Source organism: Serinibacter arcticus (assembly GCF_003121705.1).
GTDB lineage: Bacteria > Actinomycetota > Actinomycetes > Actinomycetales > Beutenbergiaceae > Litorihabitans.
Map to the genome: position 1 here is coordinate 371,532 of NZ_PYHR01000002.1, position 24,986 is coordinate 396,517.

A 24,986-nucleotide genomic window follows, 5' to 3' on the forward strand; every position below is an offset into this window, starting at 1 on the left:
CGGTCAGCCCAGCAGGGTCTCGCCGATCCAGCCGCCGGGCTGCGTGCCCGGCGGGATCGCGAACGTCGCGGATCCGACGTGCCTGACATACTCGTTCAGCAGGTCCGTGGACAGGTGGCGCTGCACCGTGACGAACTGCTCGACGTCGCGCACGTAGGCCAGGAAGAACAGCCCGGCGTCCAGGCGCCCGAGCGCGTTGCTGCCGTCCACGTAGTTGTAGCCGCGGCGCAGCATCTGGGCGCCGCCGTTGTTGTCGGGGTGGGCGAGCCGGACGTGCGAGGCGACGTCGATCGCGGGCGCCCCGTCGACCTCGACGTCGAAGTCCGGGTCGGTCAGCTCCTCGCCCCCCGACAGGGGAGCCCCCACGTCCTTGTCCCGGCCGATGATGGTCTGCTGCTCGCCGAGCTGCACCCGGTCCCACGTCTCCATGAGCATCTCGATCTTGCGGGCGACGAGGTAGGAGCCGCCGGCCATCCAGGCGGGCTCGTCGGTCGGCGCGACCCACACCGAGCGCTCGAGCGAGGCGGCGTCGTCCGCGAGCACGTTGGCCGTGCCGTCCTTGAACCCGAAGAGGTTGCGCGGGGTGGCCTGCGCGGTCGTCGTCCGCGAGGTCCGGCCGAACCCCATCTGCGACCACCGCACGTGGGCGGTCCCGAACGCGATCCGGCTGAGGTTGCGGATCGCGTGGACCGCGACCTGCGGGTCGTCCGCGCACGCCTGGATGCACAGGTCGCCGTGCGAGGACTCCGCCTTGAGCACGTCGCCGAGGAAGGGCGGCAGGGGCGCCAGGCCCGGCGGGCGCCGGTCGGCGATCCCGAACCGGTCGACGCCGTCGAGCTCGAACAGCGTCGGCCCGAGGCCGATCGTGATCGTGAGCGACGAGGCCGGCAGGCCGAAGGCCTCACCGGTGTCGTCCGGCGGGGCGTCGAGGGGACCGGCGACCGCTCCGGAGGCCGAGACGTCCAGCCCCTGCGTCAGCCGCGACGCGGCGTAGCTCCAGTCCTTCAGGAGCGCCACGAGGTCCTTCCGCGTGGCCCGGGAGGACAGGTCGAAGGACGCGAGGTGCAGGTGGTCCTGCACCGGCGTCGTGATCCCCGCCTGGTGATCGCCGTGGAAGGGGTGCGGGGCGTCGCCGTCGTGCCCAGCGCCGCTGACCGAGAACCGCCCGGCGGCGGCGCCGACGGCGCCCACCGCGAGCCCCGCCGCCCCCAGGCCGAGGGCCTGGCGACGGGAGGGGCCGCGACGGACGCCGGGCTGCACGGACTCGGTCACGTCAGGCGAGCACCGTCGTGGTGAGCTGCGAGAGCGGCTCGGCGAGCGCGTTGATGAGGTCGGACAGTTCCTTCTTGTCGGCGTCCGTGAGCTCGGAGTACGTCACGAAGCCGGCGTCGAGCGACCCGTGGGCGGCAAGCGACTCCTCGAGTGCGGTGTAGCCGTCCGCGATCTCCACGGTGAGGGCCTCGCCGTCCTCGCCCTGGGCGATCGCGAGGTCCTCCACCAACGAGAACGCCATCTTCGAGCCCTCGACGTTGGCGGCGAAGTCCCACAGGTCCGTCCCGGACCACCAGTCCTCCTCGCCCGTGATCTTGCCCGTGGCGACCTCGTCGAGCAGCGCGATCGCGCCGTTGGAGATCCAGTCGACGCCCTGGTCGTCGAGGAAGGTCGTGAACTCGTCGGAGTGGACGTAGTCGTACAGCTCGGTGACGTCCTCGACCAGGAGCCGGCCGAACTCGGCCCGCTCCGCCGGCGTCGACGGCGCCCAGTCCTGGAACGCGTCCGTCTCGCCGTCGGAGTTGAGGGTGCCAGGCGCCGGCTCCCAGAGGTCCTTCTCGATGCGGTGGAAGCCGGTCCAGTCCAGGCCCTCGGCGACGGCGTCGACCTCGCGGTAGTCGATGCGCGGGTCGAGGTCGCCCAACGCCTCGGCGACCGGCTCGACGCGCTCGTAGTAGGCGCGCACCTGCGGGAACGCCTCCTTCGCCGCGTCGTCGTCGCCGTCGGTGTAGAGCGTGACGAACGCCTCGGTCTCGGGCAGCAGCTGCGCGACCTGGTCCTTGACGAACGCGGCGTACAGATCGACCGCGTCCTGCTTGAGCTCGGCGTCGGGTCCGGTGAGCTCGACGCGGTCGCCGCTCACGGTGAACGCGGTGGACCCCACGCCGGCGCCGATCATGCCGGGCTTGCACATCGTGAGGTAGTCGCCCGGCTGGGCGGTCACCGTCAGCGTGCGCTGCTCGGCGGGAGCGATGTTCTCGACCTCGCCCACGATCCGCAGCCCGTCGGAGGCCATGAGGTAGAACTCGGTGACCTGGTCGCCGTCGTTGGTCACCTCGAACTGCAGCGTGCCGGACGACGCCTCGGTCGCGCTCACCTCGCAGGCGGAGTCCGTGGACGTCACGGTGAGCGCGCCGTCGGCGGACTCGGGGGAGTTCGGCACGCAGGCGCTGGTGGCGAGCGTGGCGAGCGCGACGGCGGCCAGTGCCGCCCTCGTGCGGGACGTCAGGGGGGAGGTCATGCTGCTCCTTCGGGTACCCGGACCGGTGCCGGGGTGGGGCGGGACGGGAAGGCACGGCGCACGAAGGCCGTGCCGACGACGGCGAGGTAGAGGGCCCAGGCGGTGATCTCGAGCCAGGTCATCTCGGGGGTGAAGCCGAGGGTGCCCTTGAGAACGGCGGCGAGCGCGCCGTCCGGGGCGATGACGTGCGCGATCTGGAACGCCCAGCCGAACGGGAAGCCGGGGAGCCCGACGGCGACCGCACCCGTCGCGGCGTCGATCGGCGCGAGCGCGGTGAACGGGCCGGGCAGGAAGGCGGCCTCCTGCAGGTCGTGCACGCCGTAGGCGAGCACGCCGGCGGCGACCACCACGAGCGCGGCGCCCGTCCACCGGAAGAAGACGGCGAGGTTGATCCTCACCATCCCGCGGTAGATGAGCCAGCCGAGCGCGACGGCGGTGAGCAGGCCCAGGACCGCGCCGAGCACGGCCCCTGGGCCGTTGCCGAAGGAGCGCACGGTCGACCACAGGAACAGCGTCGTCTCGATGCCCTCGCGGGCCACGGAGATGAAGCCGATGCTCACCAGGCCCCAGGCGGAGCGGGCGAGGGCGGCGTCGACCTGGTCGTGGAGCTCGCCCGCGAGCCCGCGCGCGGCGCCGAGCATCCAGAACACCATCCACGTCACGAGCGCGACCGTGACGATCGAGAGGATCCCGCCGATCGCCTCCTGCGCGCGGAAGCTGAGTCCGTACGCGCCGAAGGTGAGGATGGCGCCGAGCGCGAGCGACCCGACGACGGCGAGGCCCACACCTGCCCACAGGCGTGGCAGGACGGCGGTCCGGCCGGTCCTGTGGAGGTAGGCGACGAGGATCCCGACGACGAGCGCGGCCTCGAGGCCTTCGCGCAGGCCGATGAGGAAGGTGGCGAGCACTCACGGTCCTTCCGGCGGGGAGCGGGCCGGACGAGTCACGAGGTGAGGTTCGGCTTACCTATTACCGGGGAAGGTACTCCTGCATCGAGACGGTCAGCAACGGACTCGCGTGTGACGAGCGTCACCGAGTGCGACGGACCTGATCCGCCGGGATCAGTCCCCGTCCGGACCGACGGCTCGCAGCGCCCACCAGATCTCGGCCCTGGCGTCCATCGTCGCGAGATCGCGCCCCAGCAGGCGGGCCGCCCGGTCGACGAGCGCCCGGAGCGTGTGGCGGTGGATCCCGAGGGAGCGGGCCGCCGGATCCCACTGGCAGCCGTGCGTCAGCCACGCCCGCAGCGCCGCGAGGAGGTCGACGCGCTCGTCGGCGGCGAGCGGGGCCAGGAGCGCGCGGGCCACGTCGCGCGCGCCCGGCGTCATCGAGATCCACTCCAGCGGCCGCCCTGCCAGGTCGCCGAAGAGGCGCAGCTCGCCCGGGTCGGCGCCGGTGACGGCGACCCCCGCCTCCCGGAAGGCCCGCGGCAGCTCGGGGTGGGCCACGGCGCCCGACAGGCCCGCGGTGGCACCGGGCGCGCCGGCCAGGGCCGTGGCGACCTCCGCCGCGGCGCCCGCGGGGACGAGCGCGACGATCTCCTGCTCGTGCAGCGCCCCGAACCCGGGCAGCGGCCGCAGCAGGGCCCGGGCCCGCTCCAGGTCCGCGGCCTCGCCCCGGACGCGGAGCACCCGGACGGGCGCCGGGGGGAGCGGGGTCCCGAGGCGGCGCGCGGCCGTGCGGACGGCGTCGGCGTGGCCGGCGACCGCGAGCGCGACGACGGCGGAGGCCACCTGGTCCCGCGCCTGCAGACCGCGGCGGTCCTGCTCGAGCGAGAGGCCCGCCAGCGCCGAGGCTGTGGCCAGCACGCCGGTCTCGACGGCGTCGGGGGCCGCGTCGCCGACCCGGACCAGGACGCCGCGGAGCTCGCCGGCTCGCCCGAGGGTCTGGCACGTGGCGTGCCGGCCCTCGACGTCCAGGGTGGTGGCGGCACGTCGGCCGTCACGCAGCAGGCGGGTCGCCTCCTCCCGCAGCGCCGGCCACGGGGCGGCGGCCAGGGCGGCGGGGGAGAGAAAGCGACCGTCGTGGCCCCAGGCGCGCACCCGGTCCGGCTCGACCACCCCGATCTGGGTCCCGGTCTGCTCGGCGACGCCCGCGAGCGAGGCGGCGAGACCGTCGAGGCGGTGCGCGGCCGACGTCACCGCCCGGGTCGCCCGGACGCCCCAGTCGGCCCGAGCGCGGCCGGCGCGCGTCCGCTCCTCGGCGACCCAGGACGCCACCGCGACGAACGGCGTCGCGTACGGCACCTCGAACAGCGGCAGCCGCGCCTCGCGGCAGGCTCGCACCAGCGCCGCCGGCGGCGCGCCGCGCACGACGTCGGAGCCGTGGCCGAGCGCGAGCACTCCCGCGGTGACGAGGCGGGCCACGTAGGCCCCCGTGGTGCTGTCCGGGCGCGACGCGTGCGGCGCGGCCTCGTCGTCGGGCAGCTGCGTCCCGGTCGTCAGGACGACGGACCCGGGTTCCAGGAACGGCGTCGGGTCGAGCAGGTCGGTGCCGTGGGCCCAGGTCACGGTCGCGGTCAGCGCCTCGGCGTCGCCGTCGACGATGACGCGCAGGGCGAGCGGGCGGTGCGCGATCAGGGACCCCAGCGTCGGTTGCACGCCGTCATGCTGCCACAGTGGCAGATCCACGCCGGATCCCCGACGATCTGGCACTGCCCGCGTGAGGTGGCCCACTCCTACGCTGGCGCACACCGAACCCGAAGGAGAGCGCGCCGTGACGACCACCCCCACGTCCACCACCGACCTGCCCCAGGTGCGGCAGCTGGTGACCTCGATCCCCGGCCCCCGCTCGTACGAGCTGATGCGGCGGAAGCTGGCCGCGGTCCCCACCGCCGTCGGCACGACGATGCCGGTCTTCGCCGCACGCGCCGGTGGCGGTGTCGTCGTCGACGTCGACGGCAACTCGCTCATCGACCTCGGCTCGGGCATCGCTGTCACGGGGGTCGGCAACAGCGCGCCCCGGGTCGTGGCGGCCGTCACCGAGCAGGTGGCCGACTTCACGCACACGTGCTTCATGATCACCCCGTACGAGCAGTACGTGGCCGTGGCGGAGAAGCTCAACGCCCTCACGCCGGGCGACCACGACAAGCGCACCGCGCTCTTCAACTCCGGGGCCGAGGCGGTCGAGAACGCCGTCAAGATCGCCCGCGTCGCCACGGGGCGGACCGCCGTCGTCGCGTTCGACCACGCCTACCACGGGCGGACGAGCCTCACGATGGCGCTGACGGCGAAGGTCAAGCCGTACAAGGACGGGTTCGGGCCGTTCTCGCCCGAGGTCTACCGCACGTCGGCGTCCTACCCCTACCGCGACCGCCTCACAGGTCAGGAGGCGCTCGACCGCGCGATCGCCCAGATCACCACGCAGGTCGGGGTCGCCAACCTCGCGGCCGTCATCATCGAGCCGATCCAGGGCGAGGGTGGCTTCATCGTCCCGGCCGACGGGTTCCTCGAGGGGCTCGTGGCCTGGTGCCGCGAGAACGGCGTCGTCTTCATCGCCGACGAGGTCCAGACCGGATTCGCCCGCACGGGCGCGATGTTCGCCAGCGAGCACTTCGGGATCGTGCCCGACCTCGTCGTCACCGCGAAGGGCATCGCCGGCGGGCTGCCGCTGTCGGCCGTCACGGGCCGCGCCGAGCTGATGGACGCGCCCGGCGCCGGGGGGCTGGGCGGCACCTACGGCGGCAACCCGATCGCGTGCGCCGCCGCGCTCGCCGCCATCGAGACGTACGAGGCGGACGACCTGGCGGGGGCGGCCCGGGCCATCGAGGAGCTCGCCGTCGGTCGTCTGCGCGCCGCCCAGGAGGGCGACCACCGCATCGGTGACGTCCGCGGGCTGGGCGCGATGATCGCCGTCGAGCTGGTCGACGACGAGGGGAACCCCGACGCCGCGCTCACCCAGCGCGTCGTGAGGGCCGCGCACGCGCAGGGCGTCATCGTCCTCACGTGCGGCACGTACGGGAACGTGGTGCGGCTGCTGCCACCCCTGACGATCCCGCTCGAGCTGCTCGCCGAGGGACTGGACGTCCTGCTCGACGCGCTGGCCGGCGCATGAGCGCCGTGGTGGCGGGCGTCACGGCCCCGACGCAGCTCTTCGTCGGCGGCGCCTGGCGCGACGCCGAGGGGGCCGAGACCTTCGATGTCCGCGACCCCGCGACCGGTGAGGTGATCGCCGCCGTCGCCAGCGCCTCGGTCGGCGACGGTGCCGCGGCCCTGGACGCCGCGGTCGCCGCGCAGGCGGAGTGGGCGGCGACCTCGCCGCGCACGCGCTCGACGATCCTGCGCGACGCGTTCGACCTCCTGCAGGAGCGTCGCGAGGACTTCGCCGCCCTCATGACGGCGGAGATGGGCAAGCCCCTGGCCGAGGCCCGTGGCGAGGTCACCTACGGGGGCGAGTTCCTGCGCTGGTTCAGCGAGGAGGCCGCGCGCATCGGCGGCCACTACGGTCTCAACCCCGAGGGCACGGGCCGCGTCATCGTCACGCGTGTCCCCGTCGGACCGTGCCTGCTGATCACGCCGTGGAACTTCCCGCTCGCGATGGCGACGCGCAAGATCGCCCCGGCGATCGCCGCGGGCTGCACGAGCGTGATCAAGCCCGCCGAGCTGACACCGCTGACGACGCTCGCGTTCGTCGACCTGCTGCGCGAGGTCGGGCTGCCCGACGGCGTGGTGAACGCGATCCCGACGCACGACTCGCGCGGCGTGTGCGGCCCGATCATCGCCGACCGCCGGCTGCGCAAGCTCTCCTTCACCGGCTCGACCGAGGTGGGCCGGGTGCTGCTGGCGCAGGCGGCCGAGGGCGTGCTGCGGACCTCGATGGAGCTCGGCGGCAACGCGCCGTTCCTCGTGCTGGCCGACGCGGACGTCGCGGCGGCCGTCGACGGCGCGATGCTCGCCAAGTTCCGCAACATCGGGCAGGCGTGCACCGCCGCCAACCGGTTCCTCGTCCACGCCGACCTCGCGCAGGAATTCACCGCGCTGCTCGCCGCGCGGGTGGAGGCGCTGGTGGTGGGGCCGGGTGACCGCGAGGGCACCACGATCGGTCCGCTGATCGACGCCGGGGCCGTCGAGCGCGTCACCGCGCTCGTGGAGGAGGCCGTCGCGGCCGGAGCGCGCCGTGCCACGGACGTGGCTCTGCCGGACGACCTGCCCGACGGCGGCACGTACCTCGCCCCCGTGGTGCTGACGGACGTCCCCGCCGACGCCCGGATCCTGCACGAGGAGATCTTCGGCCCGGTCGTGACCATCACGACCTTCACCGACGAGGACGAGGCGGTCGCCCAGGCCAACGGGACCGAGTTCGGTCTCGTCTCCTACGCCTACACGCGTGACCTCGCACGGGCCCAGCGTCTCGTCGAGCGGCTCGAGACCGGGATGACCGGGATCAACGTCGGGGTGGTGTCGAACGCCGCGGCCCCTTCGGCGGGGTCAAGGCCTCCGGGCTCGGCCGCGAGGGCGGGTCCGAGGGCCTCGAGGAGTACCAGTCCGTGAAGTACGCGCTCACACCGGCCTGAGCCGGCCCGATCCGACCAGGTCCGCCCGTCCCACCGACCACACCGAACGCCCCCACCACAGCGAGAGGAGCACCGATGGTGCTGCAGAACTGGATCGACGGAGCCTTCGTCGACGCGCACGGCACAGGACGGCTCGACGTCGTCAGCCCCGTCACGGAGGAGGTCGTCGCGGTCTCACCCGTGAGCGACGCCGAGGACGTGGACGCGGCCTATGCCGCCGCCGCGGGAGCCCGCCTCGCTTGGCGCCGCACCACCCCGGGTGAGCGGCAGCGGATGCTGCTCGCGTGGGCCGACGCGATCGAGGGTGCCGCCGACGAGCTCGTCGAGGCGCAGCACCGCAACACGGGCCAGCCGAAGGAGGCGATCCGGGTCGAGGAGGTCGTCACCGGCGCCGACCACGTCCGGTTCTTCGCCGGGGCCGCGCGCACGCTGAACGGTGCCGCGTCCGGGGAGTACCTCGCGGGCCACACCTCCCAGGTGCGTCGCGAGCCGATCGGCGTCGTCGGTCAGGTCACACCCTGGAACTACCCGATCATGATGGCGCTGTGGAAGATGGCGCCCGCGCTGGCGGCCGGGAACACGCTCGTCATCAAGCCCAGCGACACCACGCCCGAGTCCACGCTGGTGCTCGCGCGCCTCACGCAGGGGATCTTCCCCGACGGCGTCGTCAACCTCGTGCTCGGCGACGCCTCGACCGGCGCGCTCCTCACGTCCCACCGCAAGCCCGGCCTCGTGGCGATCACCGGGTCGGTCCGCGCGGGTCTCGCGGTGGCGGACGCCGCCGCGGGCAACCTCGCGCGCGCCCACCTCGAGCTGGGGGGCAAGGCGCCGGCGGCGGTGTTCGCCGGCGTCGACGTCGCGGCGACGGCCGAGGCCGTCGTGGGCGCGGCGTTCTTCAACGCCGGCCAGGACTGCACGGCCGTGACCCGCGTCCTCGTGCAGCAGGAGATTCACGACGAGCTGGTGGCCGCCCTGGTCGCCGCTGCCGAGGCGCTCACCGTCGGCGACGTCGAGGACGCCTACTACGGCCCGATGAACAACGCCACGCACTTCGCCAAGGTGCTCCAGGTGATCGAGGACCTGCCCGCGCACGCCCGGATCGAGACCGGCGGCACCCGGATCGGCGACCGCGGCTACTTCATCGCCCCGACCGTCGTCAGCGGGGTCCGCCAGGACGACGCCGTGGTGCAGCAGGAGACCTTCGGCCCCGTCATCACGGTCCAGCCGTTCGCCGACGAGGCCGAGGCGGTCGAGCTCGCCAACGGTGTGGACTACGGGCTCGCCGCCAGCGTGTGGACGCGCGACGTCGCCCAGGCGGCCCGGCTCGCGGCCGACGTCGACGCGGGCTGCGTCTGGATCAACACCCACATCCCGCTGGTGGCCGAGATGCCGCACGGCGGGTTCAAGCACTCGGGCTACGGCAAGGACCTGTCGGTCTACGGGCTCGAGGACTACACCCGGATCAAGCACGTCATGACCGCGACGGAGGCCTAGATGAGCGAGCAGGTGATCGACCGCGACGTCGTCGTGATCGGAGCGGGCGCGGCGGGTCTGACGGCGGCGAGCGATCTCCTCGCCGCCGGGCTCAGCGTCGCGGTGCTCGAGGCGAGGGACCGGGTCGGCGGCCGGCTGTGGACCCGGGAGGTCGACGGCGCGACGCTCGAGATCGGCGGCCAGTGGGTCTCTCCGGACCAGGAGGGGCTCATCGGCATGCTGGAGGAGCTCGGGCTGGAGACCTACCCGCGCCACCGCGAGGGCGACAGCCTCTACCGCTCGCGGGCGGGCGAGCTGACCCGGTTCACGGGTGAGATCTTCCCCGTCGCGCCGGAGACGGCCGCCGAGCTGGAGCGCATCATCGCGCTGCTCGACGAGATCGTCGCGGAGGTCGGGCCGCACGAGCCGTGGGCGCACCCGCGCGCGGCCGAGCTGGACCGTGTCTCGTGGGCGCAGTGGCTCGCGCAGCAGACCGACGACGTCGAGGCGCGCGACAACATCGCACTGTTCGCGGCGCAGGCGATGCTGACCAAGCCCGCGCACTCGGTCTCGGCGCTGCAGGCGATCCTGATGGCGGCGTCGCAGGGGAGCTTCTCCAACCTCGTGGACGCGGACTTCATCCTCGACCGGCGTGTGGTCGGCGGCCTGCAGCAGGTCCCGCTGCGGCTCGCCGAGCGGGTGGGCGACGACGTCCACCTCGACTCCCCGGTGCGCACGCTCGAGTGGAGCGAGGACGGCGTCGTGGCCCGCGCCGACGGCGGCCTGGTCGTCCGCGCGCGGCGCGCGATCGTGGCGGTGCCGCCGAACCTGTACTCGCGGATCTCCTACGTGCCCGCCCTGCCCCGTCGCGAGCACGTGATGCACCAGCAGGTCTCCCTCGGCCTCGTCATCAAGGTGCACGCCGTCTACCCGACGCCGTTCTGGCGCGCCGACGGACTCTCGGGGACCGTCTTCAGCCCCTACGAGGTCGTGCACGAGGCCTACGACAACACGAGCGTCCAGGACGAGGCCGACGGCCGCGGCACGCTGGTGGGGTTCGTGGCCGACGAGACGGCGGACGCGATGTTCGCGCTGTCGGCGCAGGAGCGCCGCGAGCGTGTCCTGTCGTCGCTCGCCGCCTACTACGGCGAGGCGGCGCTCACACCCGACGTCTACTACGAGAGCGACTGGGGCAGCGAGGAGTGGACCCGCGGCGCGTACGCCGCGAGCTTCTCCCTCGGTGGTCTGAGCCGGTTCGGCGCCGACCTCGGACGCCCGGTCGGCCCGATCCGCTGGGCCTGTTCCGACCTGGCCGGGCTCGGCTACCAGCACGTCGACGGCGCGGTGCGCATCGGGCGGGCCCGGGCGGCCGAGCTCGCGGCCGAGCTGGGCGCCACCCCGGCCGACGGCGGGCGCGACTGATGCGCGTCGTCGTCGGCTACCAGGACACCAAGTCGGGCCGCGACTCGCTCGCCCTCGGCGCGCGGCTGGCCGCGGCCGGCGGGGGCGAGCTGCACGTGGTCCTCGTGCTCGCCAGCAACGAGCGGGCCACGCTCGCGCCGCCCGAGGTGGGCTTCACCCGCTACCTCGAGCAGGCGGCGCTGGAGTGGCTCGCGAGGGCCCAGACGTGGCTCCGTGAGCACGACCTGACCCCGGCGACGACGCACCTGCGGTACGCCGAGTCCGGTGCCGAGGGGCTGCTGGAGGCGGCGCGCGAGCTGGAGGGGTCGCTCATCGTCGTCGGTGCCGCCCGCGGCGGGATCGCCGGTCGGTTCCGCATCTCCGGCGTCGCGAACGCGCTGCTGCACGCGGCCGAGGTCCCCGTCGCCCTGGCGCCCAAGAGGGCGCGCCGGACGCCGGGCTCCGGCGTCTCGCGGGTGACCGCTGCGATCGGGCTGCGTCCGGGGGCGAGCGACGTCATGACGTCGGCGATCCGGCTGTCGCAGACCGTGGGCGCCGAGCTGAGGCTGCTGTCGCTCGTCGCGATCGACGAGGACGGCCTCGGGACCTCCGACGCCGCCGCCGCGGCCGCGCACCAGCACGTGAGCACCGTGCTGGAGGGGGTGAGGGAGACCCTGCCCGACGGCGTGGCCGCCGACACCGTCGTCGCCCACGGGGCCACGTTCGAGGAGGCCGTGATCAAGGTCGACTTCGCCGGTGACGAGATCGTCGTCGTCGGCTCGTCCCGTCTGGCCAGTGCCGGACGGCTGTTCCTGGGGGCGACGGCGGCGCGGATGCTGCGCGAGCTCCCGGTCCCGATGGTCGTCGTGCCGCGTGACGCGGCGTTGGGGGAGTAGCTCATGTCGTCGAACACCACCGCACCGCCGTCGGGATCGGCCGACGCCGGCGAGTCGGGTCTGTCGAGGAAGGGGCTCGGCGCCGGCACCGTCGGGCTCGTCGGTGCCGTCGTCATCGGCATCTCGTGCATCGCGCCGGCCTACACGTTCACCGCGGCCATCGGTCCGACCGCCTCGGCCGTCGGCACCCAGGTGCCCGCGATCATCCTCGTCGGCTTCATCCCGATGCTCCTGGTCGCCTTCGGCTACCGCGAGCTGAACTCGGCGATGCCCGACTCCGGGACGTCGTTCACGTGGGCCACCCGGGCGTTCGGCCCGTACATCGGCTGGATGGCCGGCTGGGGCCTGGTCGCGGCCACGATCCTCGTGCTGTCGAACCTGGCGGGGGTCGCCGTCGACTTCCTGTACCTGCTGATCGCGCAGATCACCGGCAACGACTCGATCGCCGCGCTCGCCGCCAACCCCGTGATCAACGTCGTCACGTGCCTGGCGTTCGTGCTGGGGGCGACCTGGATCTCCTACCGCGACATGCAGACGACCCAGAAGCTGCAGTACGTGCTGGTCGGCTTCCAGCTGGTCGTGCTGGTGGTCTTCGCGGTGGCGGCGTTCGTGGGCGTGGCCAACGGGACCGCCTACGACGCGAGCCCCGTCTCGGCGTCGTGGTTCAACCCGTTCGAGATCCCCGAGTTCGGGATGGTGGCGGCCGGGCTGTCGCTCTCGATCTTCATCTTCTGGGGCTGGGACGTCACGCTGACGATGAACGAGGAGACCAAGGGCTCCGCGAGCACGCCCGGTCGGGCCGCCACCCTCACGGTGCTCATCATCGTGGTGGTCTACGTGTTGCTCGCCGTCGCGCTGATCGCGTTCGCCGGCGTCGGCACGGGGGAGTACGGCCTCGGCAACGAGGCCATCCAGGACAACGTCTTCTTCCACCTCTCCGGGCTCGTCATGGGTCCGCTGGCGTGGCTCGTCTCGCTGTCGGTGCTGTCGAGCTCGGCCGCGTCGCTGCAGTCGACCTTCGTGTCCCCGGCCCGGACGTTGCTGGCCATGGGCCACTACGGGGCGCTCTCGCCGTCGTTCGCGAAGGTCCACCCCACGTTCTTCACGCCGGGCTACGCGACCGTCGTCTCCGCCGTCGTCGCCTCCGGGTTCTACGCGGTGATGCGCTTCATCAGCGAGAACGTGCTGTGGGACACGATCACGGCGCTCGGCATGATGATCTGCTTCTACTACGGGCTGACCGCGTTCGCGACGGTCTGGTACTTCCGGACGCAGTGGTTCGTCAGCGTGCGGAACACGTTCTTCCAGCTGGTGTTCCCGCTGCTGGGCGGGATCGTGCTGTCGATCCTGTTCGTCACCACTCTGACGGACTCCGTCAGCCCGGACTACGGCTCCGGATCGTCGATCGGCGGGATCGGCCTGGTGTTCGTGCTGGGGGTCACCGTCCTCGTGATCGGCGTCGTCGTGATGCTCGTGCAGCGCGTGCGGCGTCCCGCGTTCTTCCGCGGCGAGACGCTGCGCCGCGGCGTGTCGGACGGGGCCGTCGACGAGGCGGCGAACCTCCCGGAGTAGCGGCCCGTCCCGCCGGCGCCGCCGCACGAGGGGGAGGGGAGCACCTAGGCTCGTCGGGTGACCCAGGTGCTCCCGCTCGTGCTGCTCACCGGCTTCGAACCGTTCGACGGCGCGGCCTCGAACGCGTCGTGGGACGCCGTGCTGCGGCTCGCCCGGGACTGGGACGCCGACGACGAGGGCGCCCGCCTGGAGGTGGCGTGCCTCCCGGTCGCGTTCGGCGCGGTGCGGAAGCGGCTCGCGGCCCTGGTGGCCGAGCACGCGCCCGCCGTCGTCGTCGCGACGGGGGTGGCGCCGGGGTCGAGCGCGGTCCGGATCGAGCGGGTCGCGCTCAACCTCGCCGACGCTCGGATCCCCGACAACGACGGCGACCAGCCCGTCGACGCCGAGGTCGTCCCCGGGGCGCCGCTGGCCCGGCTGGCCACCCTCCCCGTGAAGGCGGCCCTCGCCGCGTGCCGCGACCTCAGGCTCCCCGTGATGGAGTCGCTGTCCGCGGGAACCTACGTCTGCAACGCGACCTTCGTGCACGCGCTCGACGTCGCCCCGGACGCCCGGGTGGGGTTCGTCCACGTGCCCCGGGAGGCCGACCTCGACCTCGCGACGACGGCGTCCGCGCTGCGGGAGATCGTCCGGGCCACGCTCGGCCACGCCGGGGCCGACCTGCACGTGGTGGGCGGGTCGATCGCGTGAGCCGGCCGCTGCTCGTGGGCCTGACCGGGGGATCGCGTCGGGGAAGTCGACGGTCGCCCGCGCGCTCGCCGACCTCGGGGCCGTCGTCGTCGACGCCGACGCGCTCGCCCGCGAGGTGCTCGAGCCGGGCACGCCGGGACTCGCGGCCGTCGTCGCGCGCTTCGGGACCGGCGTGCTGCGCGACGACGGCGCGCTCGACCGCGCCGCGCTGGCGACCGTCGTCTTCGCCGATCCCGGCGCGCGTCGTGACCTCGAGGAGATCGTGCACCCGGCCGTGGGGCGCCGTTTCGAGGAGGTCGTCGCGACGACACCGCCCGGCGCGGTCCTCGTCCACGACGTCCCGCTCCTCGTGGAGAACGGCCTCGCGGCGCGCTACGACGTCGTCGTCGTGGTGGATGCCCCGGCGCACGTGCGCCTGGCGCGCGCCGTCGCGCGCGGGCTCGCGAGCGACCAGGTCGAGGCCCGGATGGCCGCGCAGGCGAGCGACGCCGAGCGGCGCGCCGTCGCGGACGTCGTGATCGACACCGGGGGGACGATCGCGCAGACGCTGGACGCCGTCGCGCAGGTGTGGCGGACGCACCTGGTGCCCGAGGTGGACGGCGACGCCGGAGCTCGCGAGAGCGCAGCCCCCTGACGCGACGAGCGGCCCCACCCGGAGGCGGGGCCGCTCGTTCGGGCCGTTCGACGCCGATCGTCGCGGATCTCAGGCGACGAGCGAGGCCTCGAGCGTGATGGTGACGGCGGCGAGCGCGGCACTGACGGGGCAGCCGGTCTTGGCGGACTCGGCGACGGCGAGGAAGTCCTCCTCGCTGATGTCCGGCACGGTGGCCTCGACCGTCAGCGTGATCCCCGTGATGCCCTCGCCGGCGACGAAGGTGACGGTGGCCGAGGTCTCGACGCGCGTGGGCGGCGTGCCCTTGCCCGCGAGCTCGTGGGAGAGGGCCATGGAGTAGCACGACGCGTGGGCGGCGGCGATGAGCTCCTCGGGCGTGGTCTGACCGCCGGCGCCCTCGGCGCGCGAGCGCCAGCTGACGTCGACCGTGGGGAAGGCGCCGCTGGCGACGGTGGTGCGGCCGGAGCCGGAGGCGAGGTCACCCTCCCAGACGGTGCTGGCGGAGCTGTTGACGGGCTTGGGCATGGAAAGGTCCTCCTCGTGGCGGCCGGGTGGATCCCGGCTCCACCTCCATCCTGCCCCCGCGAGCCGTCGATGTCAGTGGTCGGACGTACCGTTGAGGCATGAGACCCGTGACCGACCTGCAGCGCACCGTCGCCCCGTTCGAGGTGGTCTCGGAGTACTCGCCCTCGGGCGACCAGCCGACGGCGATCAAGGAGCTGACCGAGCGCCTCCAGGGCGGCGAGAAGGACATCGTGCTGCTGGGCGCGACCGGGACCGGAAAGTCCGCGACGACGGCGTGGCTCATCGAGCAGGTGCAGCGGCCGACCCTCGTGATGGCGCCGAACAAGACCCTCGCGGCCCAGCTCGCGACGGAGTTCCGCGAGCTGCTGCCCAACAACGCGGTCGAGTACTTCGTCTCCTACTACGACTACTACCAGCCCGAGGCCTACGTGCCGTCCTCGGACACGTACATCGAGAAGGACTCCTCGATCAACGACGAGGTTGAGCGGCTGCGGCACTCGGCGACCAACTCGTTGCTGACGCGCCGCGACGTCGTCGTGGTCGCCTCCGTCTCCTGCATCTACGGCCTCGGGACGCCGCAGGAGTACGTCGAGCGGATGGTGCAGCTGCGGGTGGGCGACGTCGTCGAGCGTGACGCGCTGCTGCGACAGTTCGTCATGATGCAGTACACGCGCAACGACGCGGCGTTCAACCGCGGCACCTTCCGCGTGCGGGGCGACACCGTGGAGATCATCCCCGTCTACGAGGAGCTCGCGATCCGCATCGAGTTCTTCGGCGACGAGATCGAGTCGATCGCGACGCTGCACCCGCTCACGGGCGACGTCGTGCGCAACGAGGTCGAGACCCACATCTTCCCGGCGACCCACTACGTCGCGGGCCCCGAGCGGATGTCCCGCGCGGTCGGCACGATCGAGGCGGAGCTCGAGCAGCGGCTGGCCGAGCTCGAGCAGTCGGGGCGGCTGCTGGAGGCCCAGCGGCTGCGGATGCGGACCACCTACGACCTCGAGATGATGCGCCAGATCGGCACGTGCTCGGGCATCGAGAACTACTCCCGCCACATCGACGGACGCGAGGGCGGCACGCCGCCGCACACGCTTCTGGACTACTTCCCCGAGGACTTCCTCCTCGTGATCGACGAGTCCCACCAGACCGTGCCGCAGATCGGGGCGATGTTCGAGGGCGACGCGTCGCGCAAGCGCACTCTCGTCGAACACGGTTTCCGGCTCCCGAGCGCGATGGACAACCGGCCGCTGCGCTGGGAGGAGTTCCTCGAGCGCACGGGGCAGACCGTGTTCCTCTCGGCGACGCCGGGGGCCTACGAGCTCGGGCAGTCCGACGGTTTCGTCGAGCAGGTCATCCGTCCGACGGGTCTGGTGGACCCCGAGGTCATCATCAAGCCGACCAAGGGTCAGATCGACGACCTGCTGGGCGAGATCCGCGAGCGAGCCGAGCGGGACGAGCGCGTCCTGGTGACCACGCTGACCAAGAAGATGTCGGAGGACCTCACCGACTACCTCGTCGAGCGCGGGATCAAGGTCGCCTACCTGCACTCCGAGGTCGACACGCTCCGGCGGATCGAGCTCCTCCGGGAGCTCCGGATGGGCGTGTTCGACGTGCTCGTCGGCATCAACCTCCTGCGCGAGGGTCTCGACCTCCCGGAGGTCTCCCTCGTGGCGATCCTCGACGCGGACAAGGAGGGCTTCCTGCGCTCAGGCACGTCGCTCATCCAGACGATCGGTCGTGCGGCCCGGAACGTGTCGGGGCAGGTCCACATGTACGCCGACAAGATCACCCCCTCGATGGCCCTGGCCATCGAGGAGACCACGCGGCGCCGCGAGAAGCAGGTCGCCTACAACCTCGCCAACGGCATCGACCCGACGCCGCTGCGCAAGAAGATCACCGACATCACCGACCAGCTCGCCCGCGAGGACGTCGACACGAAGGAGCTGCTCGCCGGCGGCTACCGCCAGGGCGGCAAGGGCAAGGGCGGGGGAGCGCCGAAGGGTGGCTCGTCGGCGCGTGAACGCCTCGCCGGGGCGGCGGCCTCCGACCTCGCCCAGCTCATCCAGGAGCTGTCGGACCAGATGCACGCGGCGGCCGCGGAGCTGCAGTTCGAGGTCGCCGCACGGCTGCGCGACGAGATCTCCGACCTGAAGAAGGAGCTCAGGCAGATGGTGGCGGCGTCGGCCTAGCGCCGGTCGGGTGGATGGGCGGACGGCGGGACGGGTGGCCCGATAGTTGCATCGTCAACGTTCGGGCCCGGTTCTGCTAGCCTTCCACCCGAAGGGGAGTACTCCTTGAGCAGCAGGCCCGTCATCACGGAACCCAGTGTCGCGTTCCCGGACCTGCTGGGCGCGGCACGTCGTCGCGTCGGAGAAGACCTTCGGTGTCTTCGTCGTACTCACCGGAGGTTTCCCCTGTGGATGTTCTTACCTGGTTCTGGATCGTCACCGGAACTCTGATCGTCGTCATGCTGACCGTCGACTTCGTCGGTCACGTCCGCACCCCGCACGCCCCCACGCTCAAGGAGGCCGCGATCTGGTCGGCCGTCTACGTGGCGATCGCCCTGATCTTCGGGGTGGCGATCCTGCTCGCGTGGGACACCACGCACGGCGTGGCCTACTTCTCGGGCTACCTGCTGGAGAAGTCGCTCAGCATCGACAACCTCTTCGTCTTCCTGCTGATCATGGGCAGCTTCCGCGTGCCGCGCGAGTACCAGCAGAAGGTGCTGCTCATCGGCATCATCATCGCCCTCGTGATGCGCACGATCTTCATCCTGCTCGGCAACGCCGTGGTGGAGAACTTCTCCTGGATCTTCTGGATCTTCGGCGCCTTCCTCCTGTACACGGCCTGGGCCCAGGCGCGTCACAAGGCGGACGACGACGAGGAGTACAAGGAGAACGGCTTCGTCCGCCTCATCCGCCGGGTCTTCCCGACCACCGAGGACTACGTCGGCGACAAGATGGTCGTGAAGCAGTCCGGCCGCCGCATGATCACCCCGATGCTCATCGTGATGCTGGCCATCGGCTCGGCCGACCTGCTGTTCGCCGTCGACTCGATCCCCGCCATCTTCGGCGTGACCACCCAGCTCTCCGGCGGCGAGCAGATCTTCGTCATCTTCGCCGCCAACGCCTTCTCGCTGCTGGGCCTGCGCCAGCTCTTCTTCCTCATCGACGGCCTGCTCGACAAGCTCGTCTACCTCAACTACGGCCTGGCCGCGATCCTCGGGTTCATCGGTATCAAGCTCGTCATCCACGCCATGCACACCAACGAGCTGTCGTGGCTGAACAACGGCGAGCACATCACGTTCATCCCCGAGGTGCCGACGGTCCTCTCGCTCGTGGTCATCGTCGTCGCCCTGGGAATCACCGCGTGGGCGTCGCTCACGATCGGCAAGCGCCGCCACGCCGACAAGAGCCCCAGCCCCACGATCCCGGCCGACCCCCGCAGCACCGACTGAGCCCGTCCGGCCCCGCCGGCTGCTCGGAGCACCCCCGGCAACGACGGAGCCCGAGCCCCTCCAGGTCCACGACCGGGAGGGGCTCGGGCTCTGCCGGCTCGAGGGCGGTCGTCCCGGGAGCGGTCGGGCTCAGCCCTCCACCAGCGCACTCCACGGACCGATGACCGGGGCCCAGGCCCGGGCGTCCCGCCGGGCCACGAGGCCGGCCGCCGCGAACGGATCGGCGTCGAGCAGCGCGAGGGCGGCGGCCTCGTCGTCGGCGACCAGCAGGAGCAGCGCGCCCTCGCCGGTCCCGAGCGGGCCGGAGGCGAGCAGGTCGCCGCCGGCCAGGAGCCCGCGCAGGAACTCGCGGTGCGCGGGCCGGACGGCGGTGCGCTCGTCGGCGCGGTGGTCGTAGGTGTACTCGACGGCGAACACGGGCACGGTGGGCTCCTGGGGCGTGGCACGGGTGGACCGTCCCAGCGTAGGACGACTGTGGGCGGCGTCACGGCTCTACGCCCACGTCGAACAGGTGTGCGAGATGTCGGAGGCGGCGGTTATCCTCGAGGGGTGAGTCTCATCATCTCCGGCGCCCGCGAGCACAACCTCCGCAACGTCTCGGTCGACCTCCCGCGCGACCGCCTGATCGTCTTCACGGGGCTGTCCGGATCGGGCAAGTCGTCGCTGGCGTTCGACACGATCTTCGCGGAGGGCCAGCGCCGTTACGTGGAGTCGCTGTCGGCCTACGCGCGACAGTTCCTCGGCCAGATGGACAAGCCTGACGTCGACCTCATCGAGGGCCTGTCGCCGGCGGTCTCCATCGACCAGAAGTCGACGAACCGGAACCCACGCTCGACCGTCGGCACGATCACCGAGGTCTACGACTACCTCCGACTGCTCTACGCCCGCGCGGGGACCCAGTTCTGCCCCGTCTGCGGCGAGCGCGTCACGTCCCAGAGCCCGCAGCAGATCGTCGACCAGCTCCTCGAGCTGCCCGAGGGCACGCGGTTCCAGGTCCTCGCGCCCGTGGTGCGAGGCCGCAAGGGCGAGTACGCCGACCTGTTCCGCGACCTCCAGGCCCAGGGCTTCGCCCGGGCCCGGGTGGACGGCGAGGTCGCGACGCTGACGGACCCGCCGACGCTGGAGAAGAAGCTCAAGCACGACATCGAGGTGGTCGTCGACCGCCTTGTCGTCCGCGCCAGCGCGAAGCAGCGCATCACCGACTCCGTGGAGACGGCGCTGCGCCTCGCCGAGGGCCTGCTGATCGTGGAGCTGGTGGACCGCGAGGCGGACGATCCCGAGCGCGAGCGTCGCTACTCCGAGAAGCGCGCCTGCCCGAACGAGCACCCCCTCACGCTCGAGGAGATCGAGCCCCGCACGTTCTCCTTCAACGCGCCGTACGGCGCGTGCCCCGAGTGCTCGGGTCTGGGGACCCGGCTCGAGGTCGACCCCGACCTGGTCGTGCCCGACGACGAGCGGACGCTCGCAGAGGGCGCCGTCGCGCCGTGGACCCAGGGTCAGGCGGACTACTACACGCGCCAGCTGGAGGCGCTCGGCGCCCAGCTCGGCTTCTCGGTCGACGTGCCCTGGCGGGCCCTGCCCGAGCGCGCCCGCAAGGCGGTGCTGTACGGCCAGGACCACGAGGTCAAGGTCAAGTACAAGAACCGCTGGGGGCGTGAGCGCCAGTACTCCACCGGCTTCGAGGGCGTCATCTCCTTCATCCAGCGTCGGCACTCCGAGACCGAGTCCGACTGGTCGAAGGACCGCTACGAGGGCTACATGCGGGAGGTCGCGTGCCCCGTCTGCGACGGTGCCCGGCTCAAGCCCGAGGTCCTAGCCGTCCACGTCGACGGCCGCTCGATCGCGGACGTCTGCGGCCTGTCGATCCGCGAGGCCCGCGACTTCCTCCAGACGCTGGAGCTCGGCGTCCGCGAGGCGGCGATCGCCGGGGCCGTGCTCAAGGAGATCGACGCTCGGCTCGGCTTCCTCCTCGACGTCGGCCTGGACTACCTCACGCTCGCGCGGCCGTCGGCCACGCTGTCGGGCGGCGAGGCCCAGCGCATCCGCCTCGCCACCCAGATCGGCTCCGGCCTGGTGGGTGTCCTGTACGTGCTCGACGAGCCGAGCATCGGTCTGCACCAGCGCGACAACCGTCGCCTCATCGACACCCTCACGCGGCTGCGCGACCTCGGCAACACGCTGATCGTCGTCGAGCACGACGAGGACACGATCCGCATGGCCGACTGGATCGTCGACATCGGCCCGGGTGCCGGCGAGCACGGCGGCAAGGTCGTCCACTCGGGCGACTACGCGGGCCTCCTCGCCTCGGAGGAGTCGCTCACGGGCGCCTACCTCTCCGGTCGCCGCAGCATCCCGGTCCCGACCTCGCGTCGTCCGCGCACCAAGGGCCGCGAGGTGACCGTCGTCGGCGCGCACGAGAACAACCTCAAGAACGTCACCGTGACGTTCCCGCTGGGTCAGCTCGTCGCCGTCACCGGGGTCTCCGGCTCCGGCAAGTCGACGCTGGTCAACTCGATCCTGCACACCGTGATGGCGAACGAGCTCAACGGTGCCCGTCGGGTCGCGGGTCGTCACAAGCGCGTGACGGGCCTGGACAACCTCGACAAGGTCGTCCACGTCGACCAGGGTCCGATCGGCCGCACCCCGCGCTCGAACCCGGCCACCTACACCGGGGTCTGGGACCACGTCCGCAAGCTCTTCGCCGAGACGACCGAGGCGAAGGTCCGCGGCTACCTGCCCGGCCGGTTCTCGTTCAACGTCAAGGGCGGCCGCTGCGAGGCCTGCTCGGGCGACGGCACGCTGAAGATCGAGATGAACTTCCTGCCGGACGTCTACGTCCAGTGCGAGGTCTGCCAGGGCGCCCGGTACAACCGCGAGACGCTCGAGGTGCACTTCAAGGGCAAGACCGTCGCCGACGTGCTGAACATGCCGATCGCCGAGGCCGCCGAGTTCTTCGCCGCCTCGCCCGGCATCTCGCGGCACCTCAACACGCTGGTGGACGTCGGCCTCGGCTACGTCAGGCTCGGACAGAGCGCCACCACGCTGTCGGGCGGCGAGGCGCAGCGCGTCAAGCTCGCCAGCGAGCTGCAGAAGCGCTCGAACGGCCGCACGTTCTACGTGCTCGACGAGCCGACCACGGGGCTGCACTTCGAGGACATCCGCAAGCTGCTGCAGGTGCTGCAGGGGCTGGTCGACAAGGGCAACTCGGTGCTGGTCATCGAGCACAACCTCGACGTCGTGCGCAGCGCCGACTGGGTCATCGACATGGGCCCCGAGGGTGGCTCCGGCGGCGGCACGCTGGTCGCCGAGGGGACCCCGGAGGCGATCGCCCGCGTCGCCGCCAGCCACACGGGCGCCTATCTGCAGGACCTGCTCCCCGTCGCCGAGCGCGCGGGCGCGGGCGCCTGAGGACGGACGCGCGCGGCGCATGACCAATCCGAGCGACTACCGGCCGGCGCCGGGGGAGATTCCCACGTCCCCCGGCGTCTACCGCTTCAGCGACCCCAGCGGCCGCGTGATCTACGTCGGCAAGGCGCGGAGCCTGCGGCAGCGCCTGGCGAACTACTTCGCGCCGCTGCCGACGCTCCACCCGCGCACCGCGCGGATGGTGACGACGGCGAGCCGCGTGGAGTGGACCGTCGTGGGCACCGAGGTGGAGGCCCTGTCGCTGGAGTACTCCTGGATCAAGGAGTTCGACCCGCGGTTCAACGTCAAGTACCGCGACGACAAGTCCTACCCCTACCTCGCCGTCACGATGGGGGAGACCGTGCCCCGGGTCTCGGTGATGCGGGGGGCCAAGCGCGCCGGCACCCGGTACTTCGGCCCGTACTCCCACGCCTGGGCGATCCGGGAGACCGTCGATCTGCTGCTGCGGGTGTTCCCGATCCGCAGCTGCAGCTCCGGCGTCTACAAGCGCGCGGCCCAGAGCGGCCGCGCCTGCCTGCTCGGCTACCTCGACAAGTGCTCGGCGCCGTGCGTCGGGCGCATCTCCCCGGAGGACCACCGCGCGCTGGCGGAGGACTTCTGCCGGTTCATGGCCGGCGACACCGGAACGTTCGTCAAGCGGCTCGAGGCGGAGATGGGCCGGGCCGCCGCCGAGATGGACTACGAGCGCGCCGCCCGCCTGCGCGACGACCTCGGGGCCCTGCGCCGCGTCGTGGAGAAGAACGCCGTGGTGCTCGACGACGGCACGGACGCGGACATCTTCGCCCTGGCCCAGGACGACCTCGAGGTCTCGGTGCAGGTGTTCCACGTCCGGGGCGGACGGGTGCGCGGGCAGCGGGGCTGGGTCTCCGAGCGGGTGGAGGACATGGACGACGGCGCCCTGGTCGAGCGCCTCCTGCAGCAGATCTACGCCGAGCGGGACGCCGACGTGCCCCGCGAGGTGCTGGTCCCCGCGCTGCCCGAGGACGCCGAGCAGCTCCAGGAGTGGCTCGGCGGCATCCGCGGGTCCAGGGTGAGCCTGCGGATCCCCCAGCGGGGCGACAAGCGCGCGCTCGCCGCGACGGTCCGCACCAACGCCGAGGGTGCGCTCGCGCTGCACAAGACCCGCCGTGCCGGAGACCTCACGGCCCGGTCCAAGGCCCTCGCCGACCTCGAGACCGAGCTCGACCTGCCCACGTCTCCGCTGCGCATCGAGTGCTTCGACATCTCCACGCTCCAGGGCACCCACCAGGTCGGCTCGATGGTCGTGTTCGAGGACGGGCTCGCCCGCAAGAGCGCCTACCGGCAGTTCGTCGTCCGCGGCGCGGACGGCAGCGGCGCCCGCGACGACACCGAGGCCATGCACGAGGTCATCACGCGGCGCTTCAAGCGCATGGCGGCCGAGCGCGAGGGCGCCGCCGTCGACGACGACGGCGTCCCCGTCGTGCGCGGGATCGACCCGAGCACGGGTCGCCCCGTGCGGTTCGCCTACGCCCCGCAGCTCGTCGTCGTCGACGGCGGACCGCCCCAGGTCGCCGCCGCCAAGCGGGCGATGGACGAGCTGGGCGTCACCGACGTCGCGCTCGTCGGGCTCGCCAAGCGGCTCGAGGAGGTCTGGCTGCCGGGGGAGGAGTTCCCGCTCGTGCTGCCCCGCACCAGCGAGGGGCTCTACCTGCTGCAGCGCGTCCGCGACGAGGCGCACCGGTTCGCCATCACCCACCACCGCAAACGCCGCAGCGGCGCGATGACCCGCTCGGTGCTCGACGACGTCCCCGGCCTCGGTCCCTCGCGGCAGGCGGCGCTCCTGGGACGCTTCGGCTCCGTCAAGGCGATCCGGGTCGCCGGCCCCGACGCCATCGCCGAGGTCCCCGGCATCGGCCCCAAGCTCGCCGTGGCGGTCCACGAGGCGCTGTCCGGGCCTGGCATCCTGGGGTCATGACCGGTGACGCGACCGACCGCCCGCACGCCCCGACGCACGACGACGACCACGACCCGCTGACGGTCCCGGGCGGCATCCCGCTGCTGGAGAGCACGACGACGAAGCCGAGCGCCGAGCGCAGCGAGGTCATCCTCATCACCGGCATGTCAGGCGCCGGCCGGTCACGCGCGGCGGCCGTGCTCGAGGACCTCGACTGGTACGTCGTGGACAACCTCCCGCCGCAGCTGCTCGCGCCCATGGTGGGGATGATGTCCCCGGACGGTGGCGTCCGACGGCTCGCCGCCGTCGTCGACGCCCGCGGCAAGGAGTTCTTCTCCGACCTCGACGGCGTGATCGAGTCGTTCCGGGCGCAGGGGATCGAGTACCGGATCGTCTTCCTCGACGCCGACGACGCCACCCTCGTGCGCCGCTTCGAGCAGGTCCGCCGTCCTCACCCGCTGCAGGGCGAGGGCACGATCCTCGACGGCATCGCGGCCGAGCGCACCGTGACCGAGCACCTGCGCGAGCGCGCCGACGTCTACCTCGACACGTCCCACCTCAACGTGCACGAGCTCGCCGCGCGGGTGCGGGCCGAGGTGGCCGGTGCGGGGGAGCGCCCGCTCGCGATCACCGTCGTCTCGTTCGGGTTCAAGTACGGCATCCCGCTGGACGCCGACCACGTCGTCGACGTCCGGTTCCTGTCCAACCCGTACTGGGTGACCGAGCTGCGCCACCTCACCGGCAAGGACGCCCCCGTCGCCGACTACGTGCTCGGGCTGCCCGGGGCGGCCGAGTTCGTGTCGGGCTACGCCGACCTCATCGAGCCGATCACCGCCGGGTACCTGGCCGAGCAGAAGGCCTACCTCACGATCGCGTTCGGCTGCACGGGCGGCAAGCACCGCTCGGTGGCGCTCTCGGAGCGGCTGGGGGAGACGCTGCGCTCCCGCGGGTACTCGGTGCGCAACCTCCACCGCGACCTGGGACGGGAGTAGCC

18 protein-coding genes and 1 pseudogene are annotated in these 24,986 nt (G+C 72.4%); 13 read left to right on the plus strand and 6 right to left on the minus strand.

The annotated features are described in order from the left end of the window. Window positions 1-3: 3 nt before the first annotated feature. The 4 genes from efeB to C8046_RS01795 form a co-directional block, all read right to left on the minus strand. Complete coding sequence (gene efeB / locus C8046_RS01780) at window positions 4-1,272, minus strand: iron uptake transporter deferrochelatase/peroxidase subunit (protein ID WP_109228012.1); 1,269 nt, start codon at window positions 1,270-1,272, stop codon at window positions 4-6. Window position 1,273: 1 nt separating this feature from the next. After that, window positions 1,274-2,512: an iron uptake system protein EfeO gene (gene efeO / locus C8046_RS01785; protein ID WP_109228013.1), complete on the minus strand. Its 1,239-nt coding sequence runs from the start codon at window positions 2,510-2,512 to the stop codon at window positions 1,274-1,276. Further along, on the minus strand, window positions 2,509-3,420 hold the full coding sequence (gene efeU / locus C8046_RS01790; RefSeq protein WP_109228014.1) for an iron uptake transporter permease EfeU: 912 nt from the start codon (window positions 3,418-3,420) through the stop codon (window positions 2,509-2,511). The genes efeO and efeU overlap by 4 nt, the downstream gene beginning before the upstream one ends. Before the next feature lie 153 nt (window positions 3,421-3,573). Beyond that, entirely contained in the window at window positions 3,574-5,112 is a 1,539-nt protein-coding gene (locus tag C8046_RS01795; RefSeq protein ID WP_158277105.1) for a PucR family transcriptional regulator, read from the minus strand. Window positions 5,113-5,227: 115 nt separating this feature from the next. Here C8046_RS01795 and gabT point away from each other — a divergent pair, with 115 nt between their 5' ends. The 8 genes and pseudogenes from gabT to coaE all read left to right on the plus strand — a co-directional run bounded on the left by gabT (window position 5,228) and on the right by coaE (window position 14,687). Next, on the plus strand, window positions 5,228-6,565 hold the full coding sequence (gabT, locus tag C8046_RS01800; protein ID WP_235866030.1) for a 4-aminobutyrate--2-oxoglutarate transaminase: 1,338 nt from the start codon (window positions 5,228-5,230) through the stop codon (window positions 6,563-6,565). After that, window positions 6,562-8,024: pseudogene (locus C8046_RS01805) on the plus strand (NAD-dependent succinate-semialdehyde dehydrogenase). Before gabT ends, C8046_RS01805 begins: the two are co-directional and overlap by 4 nt. Before the next feature lie 75 nt (window positions 8,025-8,099). Then, window positions 8,100-9,518: an aminobutyraldehyde dehydrogenase gene (locus C8046_RS01810; protein ID WP_109228017.1), complete on the plus strand. Its 1,419-nt coding sequence runs from the start codon at window positions 8,100-8,102 to the stop codon at window positions 9,516-9,518. Continuing rightward, window positions 9,519-10,919, plus strand: a complete 1,401-nt coding sequence (locus C8046_RS01815; protein ID WP_109228018.1) for a flavin monoamine oxidase family protein — start codon at window positions 9,519-9,521, stop codon at window positions 10,917-10,919. It begins immediately after the preceding gene. Then, window positions 10,919-11,794 carry a universal stress protein gene (locus C8046_RS01820; RefSeq protein WP_109228019.1) on the plus strand — a complete coding sequence of 292 codons (876 nt, stop codon included), beginning with the start codon at window positions 10,919-10,921 and terminating at the stop codon, window positions 11,792-11,794. The genes C8046_RS01815 and C8046_RS01820 overlap by 1 nt, the downstream gene beginning before the upstream one ends. A 3-nt stretch (window positions 11,795-11,797) precedes the next feature. Continuing rightward, a complete protein-coding gene (locus tag C8046_RS01825) occupies window positions 11,798-13,366 on the plus strand; it encodes an APC family permease (RefSeq protein WP_109228020.1) in 1,569 nt (522 codons plus the stop codon). A 57-nt stretch (window positions 13,367-13,423) separates the two neighbouring features. Next, on the plus strand, window positions 13,424-14,053 hold the full coding sequence (locus C8046_RS01830; protein WP_235866031.1) for a pyroglutamyl-peptidase I: 630 nt from the start codon (window positions 13,424-13,426) through the stop codon (window positions 14,051-14,053). Between the two features lie 31 nt (window positions 14,054-14,084). Next, window positions 14,085-14,687: a dephospho-CoA kinase gene (gene coaE / locus C8046_RS01835; protein ID WP_109228021.1), complete on the plus strand. Its 603-nt coding sequence runs from the start codon at window positions 14,085-14,087 to the stop codon at window positions 14,685-14,687. Between the two features lie 69 nt (window positions 14,688-14,756). Here coaE and C8046_RS01840 read toward each other — a convergent pair whose 3' ends face one another. Continuing rightward, the gene (locus tag C8046_RS01840; RefSeq protein ID WP_109228022.1) at window positions 14,757-15,191 is read right to left on the minus strand and encodes an OsmC family peroxiredoxin; all 435 of its coding nucleotides are present in this window, start codon (window positions 15,189-15,191) and stop codon (window positions 14,757-14,759) included. Window positions 15,192-15,289: 98 nt separating this feature from the next. On the opposite strand from C8046_RS01840, the gene uvrB reads away from it, so the two are divergent. Then, a complete protein-coding gene (gene uvrB, locus C8046_RS01845; protein WP_109228023.1) occupies window positions 15,290-17,383 on the plus strand; it encodes an excinuclease ABC subunit UvrB in 2,094 nt (697 codons plus the stop codon). A gap of 227 nt (window positions 17,384-17,610) precedes the next feature. Further along, complete coding sequence (locus tag C8046_RS01850; protein WP_109228024.1) at window positions 17,611-18,651, plus strand: TerC family protein; 1,041 nt, start codon at window positions 17,611-17,613, stop codon at window positions 18,649-18,651. 129 nt (window positions 18,652-18,780) lie between these two features. Here the strand turns inward: C8046_RS01850 and C8046_RS01855 are convergent, their stop codons facing one another. Continuing rightward, the gene (locus C8046_RS01855) at window positions 18,781-19,074 is read right to left on the minus strand and encodes a YciI family protein (RefSeq protein WP_109228025.1); all 294 of its coding nucleotides are present in this window, start codon (window positions 19,072-19,074) and stop codon (window positions 18,781-18,783) included. A 90-nt stretch (window positions 19,075-19,164) separates the two neighbouring features. Here C8046_RS01855 and uvrA point away from each other — a divergent pair, with 90 nt between their 5' ends. Genes uvrA through rapZ form a run of 3 tightly spaced genes read left to right on the plus strand, consistent with a single transcriptional unit; the run spans window position 19,165 to window position 24,984 of the window. Next, window positions 19,165-22,059 (plus strand): excinuclease ABC subunit UvrA, encoded by a 2,895-nt coding sequence (gene uvrA / locus C8046_RS01860; protein WP_419183535.1) that lies wholly within the window; start codon window positions 19,165-19,167, stop codon window positions 22,057-22,059. Window positions 22,060-22,078: 19 nt separating this feature from the next. Continuing rightward, a complete protein-coding gene (uvrC, locus tag C8046_RS01865) occupies window positions 22,079-24,013 on the plus strand; it encodes an excinuclease ABC subunit UvrC (protein WP_109228027.1) in 1,935 nt (644 codons plus the stop codon). Beyond that, entirely contained in the window at window positions 24,010-24,984 is a 975-nt protein-coding gene (gene rapZ, locus C8046_RS01870; RefSeq protein WP_109228028.1) for an RNase adapter RapZ, read from the plus strand. The genes uvrC and rapZ overlap by 4 nt, the downstream gene beginning before the upstream one ends. Window positions 24,985-24,986 lie beyond the last annotated feature (2 nt).

Coding starts and splice junctions, on each gene's coding strand:
- efeO (WP_109228013.1), bottom strand. CDS start 2,512: ATGACCTCCCCCCTGACGTCCCGCACGAGGGCGGCACTGGCCGCCGTC.
- C8046_RS01810 (WP_109228017.1), top strand. CDS start 8,100: ATGGTGCTGCAGAACTGGATCGACGGAGCCTTCGTCGACGCGCACGGC.
- C8046_RS01815 (WP_109228018.1), top strand. CDS start 9,519: ATGAGCGAGCAGGTGATCGACCGCGACGTCGTCGTGATCGGAGCGGGC.
- C8046_RS01820 (WP_109228019.1), top strand. CDS start 10,919: ATGCGCGTCGTCGTCGGCTACCAGGACACCAAGTCGGGCCGCGACTCG.
- C8046_RS01825 (WP_109228020.1), top strand. CDS start 11,798: ATGTCGTCGAACACCACCGCACCGCCGTCGGGATCGGCCGACGCCGGC.
- C8046_RS01840 (WP_109228022.1), bottom strand. CDS start 15,191: ATGCCCAAGCCCGTCAACAGCTCCGCCAGCACCGTCTGGGAGGGTGAC.
- uvrB (WP_109228023.1), top strand. CDS start 15,290: ATGAGACCCGTGACCGACCTGCAGCGCACCGTCGCCCCGTTCGAGGTG.
- uvrC (WP_109228027.1), top strand. CDS start 22,079: ATGACCAATCCGAGCGACTACCGGCCGGCGCCGGGGGAGATTCCCACG.
- rapZ (WP_109228028.1), top strand. CDS start 24,010: ATGACCGGTGACGCGACCGACCGCCCGCACGCCCCGACGCACGACGAC.